The organism is Methanobrevibacter sp. (genome assembly GCF_045114555.1).
Taxonomy (GTDB): domain Archaea; phylum Methanobacteriota; class Methanobacteria; order Methanobacteriales; family Methanobacteriaceae; genus Methanobrevibacter.
On sequence record NZ_JBGUKT010000022.1, the window covers coordinates 162,752 to 175,698 of the forward strand.

Annotated in this window: 16 protein-coding genes; all 16 read right to left on the reverse strand. The window is 34.4% G+C overall.

Annotation, left to right across the window (positions count from 1 at the left end):
- Positions 1–25: 25 nt before the first annotated feature.
- Positions 26–853, reverse strand: a complete 828-nt coding sequence (locus tag ACJMLB_RS05825) for a 4Fe-4S binding protein (RefSeq protein ID WP_405324451.1) — start codon at positions 851–853, stop codon at positions 26–28.
- A gap of 186 nt (positions 854–1,039) precedes the next feature.
- Positions 1,040–2,083, reverse strand: coding sequence for a carbohydrate kinase family protein (locus ACJMLB_RS05830; protein ID WP_405324453.1), 1,044 nt, complete (start codon positions 2,081–2,083; stop codon positions 1,040–1,042).
- Between the two features lie 48 nt (positions 2,084–2,131).
- Positions 2,132–3,019 carry a formylmethanofuran--tetrahydromethanopterin N-formyltransferase gene (locus ACJMLB_RS05835; protein ID WP_405324455.1) on the reverse strand — a complete coding sequence of 296 codons (888 nt, stop codon included), beginning with the start codon at positions 3,017–3,019 and terminating at the stop codon, positions 2,132–2,134.
- A gap of 51 nt (positions 3,020–3,070) precedes the next feature.
- On the reverse strand, positions 3,071–4,177 hold the full coding sequence (locus ACJMLB_RS05840) for a hypothetical protein (protein ID WP_405324457.1): 1,107 nt from the start codon (positions 4,175–4,177) through the stop codon (positions 3,071–3,073).
- 138 nt (positions 4,178–4,315) lie between these two features.
- Positions 4,316–5,767 carry a 4Fe-4S binding protein gene (locus ACJMLB_RS05845; RefSeq protein WP_405324459.1) on the reverse strand — a complete coding sequence of 484 codons (1,452 nt, stop codon included), beginning with the start codon at positions 5,765–5,767 and terminating at the stop codon, positions 4,316–4,318.
- A gap of 1 nt (position 5,768) precedes the next feature.
- A complete protein-coding gene (locus ACJMLB_RS05850) occupies positions 5,769–6,803 on the reverse strand; it encodes a 4Fe-4S binding protein (protein ID WP_405324461.1) in 1,035 nt (344 codons plus the stop codon).
- 2 nt (positions 6,804–6,805) lie between these two features.
- The gene (locus ACJMLB_RS05855; RefSeq protein ID WP_405324462.1) at positions 6,806–7,933 is read right to left on the reverse strand and encodes a nickel-dependent hydrogenase large subunit; all 1,128 of its coding nucleotides are present in this window, start codon (positions 7,931–7,933) and stop codon (positions 6,806–6,808) included.
- A 92-nt stretch (positions 7,934–8,025) separates the two neighbouring features.
- Positions 8,026–8,487, reverse strand: coding sequence for an NADH-quinone oxidoreductase subunit B family protein (locus ACJMLB_RS05860; RefSeq protein ID WP_292788381.1), 462 nt, complete (start codon positions 8,485–8,487; stop codon positions 8,026–8,028).
- 56 nt (positions 8,488–8,543) lie between these two features.
- Positions 8,544–8,927, reverse strand: coding sequence for a DUF1959 family protein (locus tag ACJMLB_RS05865; protein ID WP_405324464.1), 384 nt, complete (start codon positions 8,925–8,927; stop codon positions 8,544–8,546).
- A gap of 58 nt (positions 8,928–8,985) precedes the next feature.
- Positions 8,986–9,312, reverse strand: a complete 327-nt coding sequence (locus ACJMLB_RS05870) for an energy-converting hydrogenase subunit EhaL family protein (protein ID WP_405324466.1) — start codon at positions 9,310–9,312, stop codon at positions 8,986–8,988.
- Between the two features lie 17 nt (positions 9,313–9,329).
- Complete coding sequence (locus ACJMLB_RS05875) at positions 9,330–9,587, reverse strand: hydrogenase (RefSeq protein ID WP_405324468.1); 258 nt, start codon at positions 9,585–9,587, stop codon at positions 9,330–9,332.
- A gap of 100 nt (positions 9,588–9,687) precedes the next feature.
- Entirely contained in the window at positions 9,688–10,548 is an 861-nt protein-coding gene (locus tag ACJMLB_RS05880) for a respiratory chain complex I subunit 1 family protein (protein WP_405324470.1), read from the reverse strand.
- A gap of 21 nt (positions 10,549–10,569) precedes the next feature.
- Positions 10,570–10,785 carry a DUF788 domain-containing protein gene (locus ACJMLB_RS05885; RefSeq protein ID WP_295607447.1) on the reverse strand — a complete coding sequence of 72 codons (216 nt, stop codon included), beginning with the start codon at positions 10,783–10,785 and terminating at the stop codon, positions 10,570–10,572.
- A 77-nt stretch (positions 10,786–10,862) separates the two neighbouring features.
- Positions 10,863–11,531 carry a hypothetical protein gene (locus tag ACJMLB_RS05890; protein ID WP_295607444.1) on the reverse strand — a complete coding sequence of 223 codons (669 nt, stop codon included), beginning with the start codon at positions 11,529–11,531 and terminating at the stop codon, positions 10,863–10,865.
- Between the two features lie 107 nt (positions 11,532–11,638).
- Positions 11,639–12,316, reverse strand: coding sequence for an EhaG family protein (locus ACJMLB_RS05895; protein ID WP_405324473.1), 678 nt, complete (start codon positions 12,314–12,316; stop codon positions 11,639–11,641).
- A gap of 4 nt (positions 12,317–12,320) precedes the next feature.
- Positions 12,321–12,926, reverse strand: coding sequence for an EhaF family protein (locus ACJMLB_RS05900; RefSeq protein ID WP_405324475.1), 606 nt, complete (start codon positions 12,924–12,926; stop codon positions 12,321–12,323).
- Positions 12,927–12,947 lie beyond the last annotated feature (21 nt).

Here is a 12,947-nt window from a genome sequence, read left to right on the forward strand (position 1 = left end):
TTTAAAAAATTTTTTCATTTATTTCTTAATCATCTAAAACTAAATTTAAAGCACCTACAGGACATCTGGAACTGCATTCCTTGCATCTTATACATTTATCATTATTTAGAATAATTTCACCGTCTACAACCTTTATGGCAGAAACGGGACAGTTATCTTCACATAATTCACAAGCTACACAGATATCTTGATTGACATCAATATGGCTGTAAATCACTACTGGACCTAAATCCCTTTTAAGGTTAATTGCACCTTGGATACATAAGTTTGCACAGGATCCGCAACCACAACAACGGTCTTTGTCAATATAGGAATACATATATCCATCTTCAGAGTCAATAGCCCCATCACTTGGACATGTCTCTCCATGCTCTTCAATGAATTCCTTAGTTCTAAGTGATATTGCATTGGTTGGACAGTATTTTAAGCAAGAGCCGCATCCAATACATTCTTTACGATTTATGGAAATGTCTTCCATTTTAAGATTTCTATGAGGAACCTTAATCTCCTTTAATGTATATTCTACAGAATCATCTTCCTTAATGACTGATTCAGCATCCCACACGTAAATACATGAAACAGGACATGTTTGAGCGCAAATTTCACATTGCACGCAATCTTCACCAATTTTAGCTTTCTTAAGCCAGGTGGAAGAGCTGATAACATTAATAGGACATTCTTCAACGCAAAGATTGCATCTGACACAACGAGGTGAAATGGTTATGAGCTTTTCCTGATCGTTGAAATCATGAATGTCTACATTAAAGTCTTCAATATCTTCATCTAAATCTACAGATTTAAGAGTGATTTCCCTCTCTAATGTTTCAATCTGCTTTTTTAGTTTAATTTCCATATTTTTATCCCCATAGATAAAGCTTATAATAAATTTACTTCAATAAGTAAATTTTAATCTTAAATTTCACTGTTTAAAAACATTATTATGTTTATATATCTTTTAAATAACTTAAATAATTTATTATATCAAATAATTTTTATTAAATGATTTATTTTTATTAAATGATTTAATTAAATAAAATTTTCATAAGGACTGTATAAATTCTTCCAATTCATCTAAGGTAGGCAATCCGGAAATGCCAATGGCTTGAACTGATTTTGAAGCAACCCAATTAGCTATTGTACATGATTTAGCCAAATCATATCCTTTAAGATATGAATACAGGAACCCAACATTAAATGAATCTCCTGCAGCGGTTGTATCAACTGCATCACATTCGAATGCAGGTATTTTAACCTCTTCATCCTTCTTATTTATTGCATAAGCTCCAACAGAACCTCTTTTTACAACCACAGTATCAATGCCATCATTGCGAACATAAACTGCCAAATCTCTAAAGCTTAATGAATCATCACCAGATAAATTCAATTTTTCCTTATAATAATCTTCAAACAATATCTTCAATTCAGCTTCATTAATAAGAAGAATATCAGTTCTTTCAAGAATTTCCTTAAGTTCTCCTACTCCTTTTTTAGCATAAAGCATTCCAGGATCAAAACTTAAAACAATCTTATCTGCCAATAATGGCAACAATTCCTTTTGAGCATTGAATGAATCTCCTACAAATGAGGTGTAATGAAGTATCTTGCATGCATTGACATTCAATGGATTAATCTCATCAATTGTTATCTCATCATTTACACCAGGGTCTACATAAAGAGCCCTATCTCCTGCATCAGAAACGAATCCCAATACCTTACCTGAATTGCCGCTATCTGCATAGATGAGATTTGTCAAGTAAACATCATTGATCATCAAATTGTACTCCAATAAATCCCCTTCGTCATCATCTGCAATCTTTCCAATATATGATGTGGAACATCCAAACTTTGAAAGACCTATGATGGTGTTGGCTGCTGAACCTCCAGGAGATTCCTCTTCACCTTTAATGAAACTTTCTCCATCGATTTCTGCAATGTGCCCAACCTTATAGAGCTTATCCACATTCAATGCACCAAAACCTATTACATCAACATTGATTGCATCATAAACAATCTCATCAACGCCTAAATCTTCAGCAGTCACATTATTTGAGGATTTCGGAATATTTCTTTCATTTTCTTCCATTTAATTCACATCGTTAAAAGATTATTAGGAACATTATTTCAAAGAGCATTATTTCAAAATATCCAATAAATTGGTCTTATGTTCACCTAATTGGCCTTCAAAGTTTCCAGCAGAAATCCTTTCTACACCAGGTATGTCAATAATTGCATCAATAGCCTTTTTAATAGCCAAATTCATTGCTTCCTGACTTGTTGCATTTATAACTATTTCAGGAATATAATTTACACCTTCAGGAACTTTTGATTCATCACCAATCCTTTCCCTTAATGAAGGACAATAGGGATGGTTGGTACTTGGACCAATCTCTGGGAAGTTTGTTTCAGGCTTACTTGCAGCAGAGCATATTCCAAAAGGAGTGCAAACTCCTTCCACTTCCATTATAGTGTCAATGATAATTCTTCCTGCCTTTAAGACAGCTTCTTTAGTGGAACACATATACCAGAAGTTACCTCCCATGATTCCTTCTGCATAAGCAAGTTCAGATTCAATCTGGAAATCTGGAACTGCAATAGGGACATTGATTATCTTTCTTCCAAACTCTTCAATTTCCCATTCATAGCCATCTCCACAATGGCCTACGCTTTCCATCATTCCAATAGCACCAACAGGATTTTCAGTTATGCTGAATACCCTTGTAAATGGCTTTACAAGAATGTCTTGACGAATTCTGTAGGATAATTCCTTTTCAAATTTTGCCAAGTCATCAGTTAACCAGAACTGGACAATAGCTCCAGGTCTTCCATCAGGAGTCTTATCAGCGTCTACAAAAGCTTCCACACCTGCTTCAACTCTGCCAATGACAGCACTTGGTGTAGCTGTAGCATCGTAAGCTGCTTCCTTTACAGTCAATTCGTCTTCTGCTGTAATCAATGCTCTGATATACATTCCATCAAATGATTCAAAGAATGTATCTTCAACCTTATCATAATTTACCATAAATGTCATCTCATTAGTAATAAATCAATTAAATATATTCTAAATATAATATTAACCTAGTCCACCAATATCTTTACCACGGATATTATTTCTCATCTCTTTGCTTAACTTAAGCAAATGCTCCCTATTTTCATCTGAAATAATCTCTATGATTGGGGCATTCTTATTATGGAAGACCTTTTCAAACTCTTCAATGAGAGAGTAATCAACTTCAAAGTCTCCAAATGCCTCATCAGGACCCTTTTCAGAATAAGTTCTGATAAAGTCCAAGACATATTCCTTATCAAATCTTGAATGAAGATCAATAAGTATGGAACTAACGATTGTATGGTCAGATATAACTGCAATCTCAGCAACATTCAAAGGATACTCATTTCCATTGAAACTAACAGACAATCCTCCATTATCCCTTGCATATTGCAATGGCTCAACATCAGTTATGCTGTCACCCATGTAGATGATTGAACCTTGACCCAAATCCAATTTATCAACAATATCCTCAACTGCAATTTGCTTACCTTTACCACCAACAGTTTTCACACTTTCAATATACTTGTTGATTTCAAGCTTTGGAAACTCATTGAAGAAAATGTCATACAAAACATTGAAGTCATCTTCATTTTCATCACCATGTTCAAGTATGATTTTTCTAAACTCTTCAACTTTCTTAAGTTCCTCAATAAATTTTGGTGATTTGACACCTATAGTTTTGGATTTTGCACAAGATTGGTTAAAATTAGTAGCCCCATCCACATCAAGTTGTGTGTGATAAGTATTTTGGAATGGGAAATCAATATAATTGCATAGAGCTTCAATATATTGGCCATAACTAGTACTAACTATGAAAGAATCAATAAGTTCATTTGCGAATCTAAGAGTGTCATCAGATCCATCAACAAGATAGATATTTTCCCTTGAAAACTTGATCATTTTTTCATTTGTAAGTCCAGCTAATTTATAAAATGGAACAATAAGTTTAAGAGTGTCACCAGCATGATAATTTTCAAGCTTGACATCATCAACTAAGTAATCATCAAAACGACTGATGATCTTGAATAATTTTCCACCATCTTCAATAAACTCATCTGCCAATTCATAAGCATTGTCATTTAATGTCAATGGACCTTCACAATCTGTGATAAAAACTTTTTTTACCATAATTTAATCTTCCCAAATTTTAAGTTTTGAATTTTTTATATAATTTTAGATTTTTAGTATTGAATTTTTTTAATAAGCATGATTAATAAAAATAAAAAAAGAAAATTTTATTTTAAAATAAAATAATTTAAAATGATATTATAAGAACTGCCAAATTGTAGAGACTCTTGCTGCATTCACTGGACAGATTCCTTCACAGTTTCTACAGGAAATACAATCATCATGATTTACAACGACCTTTCCATCTTCAACGCTTAATGCATTAACGGGACAGTTTTTAACGCAAACTTCACATAATTGACAAGCATGATGATTAATCTCTACAGTACCGTTTCTTCTTCCTCTAAGGTCTCTTTTAATGAAGAATATCTCATGATTTCTGTTTGTAAAGAACTCTTCCTTAAGCTTGATAGCTTCAAAATTACAGCTTTCAGCACATAATCCACAGTAAACGCATGAATTGTCAGTATCTATAAGAATTGGATTAGGACCATCCAAGCTAATTGATTCAGTCGGACAGACATCCCTACATAATCCACAGCTGATACAATTCTCTTCCACCACTTCAATTCCAAGTGTAGGTGGGAAGAACTCTACGAGGTCCAAAACCTTTACAACATCCAAGTCCTTTTTAATCTGTGCATTCAAACGCTCATTAAGGAATTCTGTTACATTCACTACGATTGATCTGCAGTTTGTACAGGTAAAGATTTCCACATCTGAAAATTCCATTCCTCTAGGAACATCCCTAATGTCCATTGAGTTTTCATAATCAAAATCATCAAAGTGATAATCCGCTGAGATGTCCTCAAGCAATTTGACTAAAACATTGTCAATATTGGTTACTCCTTTAGAAATGTTATGAACATCCCTATCAATGATTTCAGATGCAATTTCCAATGTCTTGATCTTATTGAATGATTCGAATGCCTCTTCCCTTTCCACATAATCTATTGCATAGGTAGGGCAGGAATGCATACATTCCTCACATCTTGCACAGTATGCAGGGTCAATGAATGGCAATTTATTGGTTTTTCCTACATTGATTGCACCTTTGGAAGGACAAATCCTTGTACATGTCATACAACCGATACATTCATCCTGGTCAATGCAGAGAGTTTTACCTTCCTTAACAGTTTTAGGAAGAATTTCACCATATTTGATTGCATCAGTAGGACAGTGCCTAAAGCAATATCCGCAACGAATGCACTTATCCTCATCTATTTCACTATGTACTTCCTCTCCACCAGAGGACCTTAAGTGAATAGCTCCAGACTTACATGCATTTACGCATGCTCCACATGCTCTGCAAAGCTTTTTGTTGATGTTTGGAACATTTTCACGAATTGGATCCGCTAAAGTCTTTTTAATGTGAATAGCATCATAAGGGCATGCATTGGTACATAAGACACAACCGAAACAATGCTCGTCCAATTTAATGAACTTGGTATTTTCATCCTGATAAACTGCATCAATCGGACAAACATTCAAGCATGGCTTGTCAATACAATTGATACATTTCTCATTATCAATCTCATACTCTATATGAACATCCCTTAATGGTCTTGGAATTGGATCAACAGTAACCATCTTAAGCCCTCCTTTCTGCTAATTGAGAAGCCTTTACAGAAATGTGAATAACTTCCTCATCATTATCATTTGTATCAAGGTTAAATTTAGCCAAGAAATATTTGATGACACCAAATGGACAGGTTTGATAACATATACTGCATCTTAAGCATTTTTCCTTGTCTCTTACAATAGTATCATTTTCATTATCGAAACTGATTGCTCCAGTAGGACAGTCTGGTATGCACATTTGACATTTCTTACAATTGTCAGCGTCCCAAGTGATAATTCTAATCTTCAATCTATTGATGGCATCTTCCAAGACTTCGTGAACAACCTCTTCATCATTTAGAATGGTTAATGACTTATCAAAGATAGGCTTGAAATCCAATTCATCTAAAAATAGCTTATCAGTGCCTAATTGGATTAAATCATCCTGTTTGGATTCAATGTATTCCTCTAATGTGCTTACTGCCAAATTTATAATTTTCTTTTGCTCTTCAAGATTGTTTACAAAGACCCCTCTCATTGCTCCTTTTACAGGACAGGTCTCTAAACATTTTCCACAGGAAATACATTTGGATTGATTTACAACAACCCTATCATCAATCTCTTCAATTGCTCCAACTTCACAGGCATCCATACACTTATGGCATCTTATGCATAGGTAATCATCTACAATGTATTTTCTCTTTGATGGTATGATATTGAACTCTTCACGAATGAAATGGTTTTCACCACATTCCAAGGTTTTTGGAGTTGAAGGGCAGACTTCAGCACAGAACCCGCATCTAATGCACGCAGACTTATTGATTACAGGGTAAATCAAACCAATGGATTCCTCATTGTCTGAATCCCTAACCAATTTGATTGCATTTGGAGATGGGCAAGATGCTGTACAGCTTCCACAACCAATACAATTTTCCTTGATTACTTCAGGAAAATCCCTGAATCTATCTGGCTTGTGTGCTATGTCTTCCTTGGATTTTGCATCGAAAAATCCATCAATCCAGGTTTTTCTTGCAAATTCATAAATATACCAAATAAGTGAGGACATTTTCATTTCACCTCAAAGAAATCTTTTACAGTGGATTTACCAGTGCCAACGTCAGTTATAGCCACTCTTTCAGTACATGCAATACAAGGATCTGATGATGCATAAGTAGCTACTGCATCAGCAACTGTAGCTACATCCTTAAGCATATATCTTGCACAAGAGTCAATATTCATGATACTTGGAGTTCTGATTGAAATGCGCTTAATCAAATCTCCATTGGTTTCAGCCATGTATCTTACTTCTCCACGAGGGGCTTCATTTCTCCATTCCCCATATCCTGAAGGAATGTCTACCGGAGTTCTTATATCTCCTTTAGGCATATTCTCAATAGCCTGTTTCACTAAATCAATGGATTGTTCAACTTCATAAAGCCTATTTAAGGTACGGGCATAGTTATCTCCCTCTTTTCTCCAAATCGGCTTGAAGTCAAACTCATCCTTATAAGTATAATGCTCTTCTCTCAAATCATGCTTAAGACCGGAAGCTCTTCCGATAGGCCCTACAGCATGTCCTTTAATAGCTTCCTCCTTAGTCATCACACCAACACCTTTTGCCCTTAAGGCAACTATTGGGGCCTCCTCAAATAATGCAACATGCCTGTCAAAGCCATCCTCAATTTTCTTCAAGTTCTCAAGAATTGCATTGAAATGGCGTTCATCAGCATCCATTCTAACTCCACCGACAACATTCCAACCTAAATTGACCCTATTTCCTGTTAACAATTCAAGGGAATCCATTGCATATTCCCTTAAAGCCAAAACATGCATGAACAATGTCTCATGGTCAAGAGTCTTGAAGAATGTTGAATTTGCAAGCAAGTGAGATTGGATCCTGTCCAATTCATTTGTAATCACCCTTAAGTATTGGGCTCTAAGTGGAGCTTGAACTCCAGAAATTGATTCTAAGGTTTCTGCAAAGGTTTGAGTATGTTCATATGAACAGATACCACAGATTCTTTCAGATAAGTAAATACATTTTTGCCAGGTCTTTCCTTCCATAATCTTTTCAATACCTCTATGAACATAACCATAATCAATCTCAGCCTTAATAACCTTTTCACCTTCAGTTTTGAGTTTAAGTCTTAAAGGTTCCTTTAAACCTGGATGAATTGGTCCAATTGGTAATATCATAATATCTGACTCCTATTTACTTATCTAATTTCATAAATCAACAATAAATATAATTTTTTTCTAGTTCTAATTCTAATTCAAATAAATTATAATTAGTCTTCTCTAGCGTCTTGAGCCCTTCCTTTAGCTGCAAGAGCACCAGGAGCGACAGTTAAAACTGCCTCTAAAATTTCACTTGGCCTTGGAGGACAACCTGGAATAGCTGCATCCACTGGAATGAAGTCTGAAACAGGAGCAAGAACCCTTCCTCCTTCTTGTGCAAAGACATCTCCAGATTGCGGACAGTTTCCAACAGCAACTACAATCTTAGGCTCAGGAGTTTTTGCATAAATCCTTCTTAAATTGTCTCTCCATTGTTCTGTAACTGCACCAGTCACTAAAAGAACATCAGCTTCACGAGGATTATTGTGAACATAAATTCCATACTGTTCAAGATCGTATCTTGGGGAAAGAAGTGCAACGAGCTCTACATCACAACCATTACATCCTCCACAGTTTACAATACAAACATGAATTGAACTTTTTCTCACAATATCTTTAAGTTTTTTAAGCATTTCAATTACCTTAAATCTCGTTCTTTATAATAATTTTATAAATATAATCTTTCAAATTATTCTCTCAATAATTCAACTATTTGAGCTCTACCCTCTTCTAAAGCATCCTCATACTTTTTGCCATTCTTTACTACATCTTTGGTTAATTTGTGGCAGATTCTATCTGCATCTTCCTCAGATATTAATTTAGCAACATCACTTAACCAATAAAGTCTTAAATCAAGATGCATTTGCCTTTTTATCTTTTCTCTATTTGCTATTTCAAAGGTAGCATGCATATTTTCCAAATCACTCATATCAAAGCGATTCATAAGAATATCTTCAAATTCCTCTTTAGAAATTCCAAATTCTTCAGATAATGGGATTGTAATGTCCTTTTCCCATTTAAAACTATGAAGAACTCTTAATTTCATCATTTCATATTTTTCTTCACTATTCATATAAATCACCATATAAATGATTTGATTTTAAATTTAACTACTTGATTCATTTAATATATTAAAATAATACTCCTGATGTTGAAATCCAGACTACCGCTGCAATGAGAATACCTATTGCAGTTTCCTTACGGCCATAACCTGGCCTTCTTCCTAATGCAAGCCCTATAAAGAAGAATGCTATAGTAAGCAATATTTCAGAGCTAATATGTGTATTTAATCCATGGTTAAATAATAAAAACCATCCAATAATAGATAAAACCAAGGTTAAAACATCTATTTCAGATATTATATAAGGTTCCATATGCTTTTTATAACTCAATAAAAGACCGGCAATGGATCCTATAATGAAAACTAAAATATAAATCATAATATATAATTCTTCCATAATCTCACCTAGTTTACCTAAATTGGCTTATATAAACAAATAAATGTAATGCAAATAATCAAAAATGTAATGATGAAAGCAATCTTCTCTAAGTTTTCAGCTAAATGAGCATATTTTTCCTTATTTTGCATCAATATAAATGGAACAAAAATAAGTCCAATTATAGCTAAAGGAAGCGCTAAAATACTTTGATAGAAAGCAGCAAGACCTGCCACTACAAAAATGCCTAAAGCTACCAATGAAGTTAATACTCTCATTCCTTTTTCATCATTCATTTTTAAGCCTTCTTTATTAGTTTTTACTTGAATTAAAAGTAATAATCATTGTTTTAATTTTTAATTTTAATTAATTTCATTAATTTTAATTCATTTAATTTTAAATAATAATCATGATAATTGAACCTACAGTACAGATAACTGCAATGGATATTTGAGCCATTACGGAATGGTTTGGATTTAACATTGGAGTTGTAGCATTGATAAATCCTGTAATTATACAGATTACAATCATTCCAATCAAGTATCCGACAACGGAAATCGGTCCAAAGAATATTGTCAAGAATAACCATAATAGAATATACCATGCGATTGATTCTGAAAACATTATGTATCCTCTAAGCATACCGAAGTGTTCAGTTTCAAATCCAGATATGATTTCCTTTCCTTTTGTAATGGCAAAAGGAGAATATGGGGATTTTGTAACAATCAATGTGAAGAACATAATTGCTGCAAGAGGCAATTTCAATACTAAAGGACCATGCACTGCCTGATAATCTATAATTCCACTGATGTCCATAGTTCCAGTCAAGAGGAATATAATTGCAATCACTGCAAAGAGCGGCAATTCACCAGCTGCTGAGAAAACAGCCCTTACACAACTCAATTTACCATATGGGGAACCTGATGAAGATCCTGCATTATGCTCTACAATCTTATGGATAGCATAAACACCGAATATAATCATTAAGGAACCTTGAGCTACTGGACCTACAATAACTGCAGTTACCCAAACAGCTGCTAAAATAACTGTAATACCTACATAAAAAGGCATTGCAGCAGTTTTTGGGAATGAAGTTTCCTTAAAGAAAAATTTCAATGAATGCAATAAATACTGTATAATAGGAGGTCCCGGCCTCAATTGGACTCTTGCCATAACCTTTCTATGGAAACCTAATAAAAGACTACCTGCAAGGAAAGCGATTATTACATTGATTAAAATTTGAGCCATTAAATTCATGATATCTGCAAAGAGATTCTATTAGTAACCTGTAAAAGGCTCTTCTCTTCTTTCCTCCTCTTCCTCTTTTATTGGTTTGGACATTGTTAAAAGTCCAAATGAAAGTACTAAAAATGGTATACAAACAATAGCTATTGCATAGACTATCCAATCAGCAGGATTGAAGATTAAAGCGTAAAGGATAGCTAATACTGACACAATCAAGATAATATAACTAGCTATTTTCATTTTATTCATTTTATCGACCTTCTATTTTAATAATAAATTAATAAACATGATTTTAATAATTAAATTTTAATTTAATCTATTTTTGATTATAATATTGTTAATAAGATTTCAACAAATCTTACAATAATGAACAATGAACTTAAGTGGATAATCAATATGAATGGAGATCCAGGAGTTCTAAACATTTCTGCCTTACTTGCAAAGAATGGCGCTATACCGCTTTCACCACAGACCCCAATTAGCATTACAAGCGCTCCAAATATCATCATTGGACTTGCAGGGATTGCTGCGAGCTCAAATAGGCTTAATGTACCGGTAGCAGCTAAAATCATAGCTGCTCCACCAAAGAGTGGCAAACCGCACATCATAGCAATCAAACCGTATTGATAAGCGGAATTTAAAACCTCAACTTGCTTTACAGCAGAAACAATACCAATGTTAACAATACCAATTAATGCCATAAATAAGGTAAAGTTAAATAAATCTCCAGTAATCATAGCTCCTGCAGTAGCTATACCGCAGATAATAGCCAGGAATCTTCTATGCTTGAATTCCTTTTTGCCAACTGCAACCTTATTTTCATCAAGAGAACCAAACATTGCTTCAACTTGAGTTTCAGTTCGGCTCATGGCTATCAATGCTGTAAATACAAGTATAGTTACAAACAAGAATATGTGGAGAGGGTTTAAATAAAGAACAATATCTCCTAAAGGAATTGTTCCCATCACGTCTCCGCCTAAACTCTCTATAAGCATTTAAATCTCCTTTTTAATTATAAGTTCATTTTTGAATAATAAATTGATAAATATAATTTTTTGAATTTTTTAAATATTTTATCTGATGAATAATATCAGAAATAATATCATTTTCTTCCGTATTCCTCTCTCATCATTATTCCAATCAATCCAATCTTGGAAGCCACTTTCAAGAGCAATCCTAAAGCAGCTAGGAATAAACTGAGTAACCAGTATTGAGGCAAGATAAAGAAGAATAGGAATCCAATAATCCATAAGCACCAAGAGATACCGGATATTGCTCCCACTCCATCGAGAACAACTATTGGCAATCCTCTTACCTTTCTGCTTAAAACATAAATTACAATACCTCCTCCAGCTACTGCACCACCAGTAAATCCGGATAGGAACACACCATAACCTATTAATAACAATGCAATGAAATTAGGAGCAGTAGTCATAATCTCCATATCTATATTTAATGGCATTGGTGCAAATGAGGTATCTACATCTTTCTTTCTCATTTCACGAGATATTAGAATCTCGGATATTGCCATGATCTCTGCCAATTCAACTACCAATCCCGGAAGAATCAAAGCTTCAGACAAATCAGTTCCTACAGCAGCTACAACAATAAGCATAGCCAAACCGACAATGTCAGTTAAGATAAGAACTTGAATATCCCTTTTCTCCATTGCAATTCCCATCAAGCCAATGAAAGCTACAATCAAACCGCCGTATAAAGCTGTGGTATACATTGAGCTATAGAATGCAGGAACGAATTGTGGAATTATACTTGCAACCATCTAATCACCTGAACTCCTTTTTAGCTTGTTTTTCACGAGCTTTACGATTGCTCATTTCAACTTCACTTGCAATCTTGTCAGAACTTGCAATAGCTCTTTTTACATCTTCCTTAATGTCTCCTTTACCTTTTTTCTCTTTTCTATCCATGGTAAAGTTGATAGCAAGCCATGATGCAATAATGAATGCCATCATAAGGATGGAAGATTCCAAGATAGTGTCAAAACCTCTTGTATAGTAAAGGATTTCATCTATCACTCCACCTGGAGATGCACAGATACTTGTACCGAAGTATGGGGAAATATCTTTTAGCATTTCAGCGATTGGAGTCATATATGAATTGATCCAACCTAGATTTTGTGAATTCTCAGGATATTGAGCTTCAGTAACACCAGGACTTTCCAAAATCTCTCCACCCCTATCATATGGAGCAATAGCCAAGCCTGCATCCATTTGACTTTGAGGAGCTGGACGAGTGTAGATTTGGTCTGTATCCAATCCTACAGGAATCAGGAATCCTGCTATTAAAAGCAAACCTAAAATTAGAGCGAATAATCTAGGAATATTCTTCGGATCTGCCAATTTATTCCATAATTGAGCTATTTTAGGCATTTTAGATTCCTCCCAGCATTA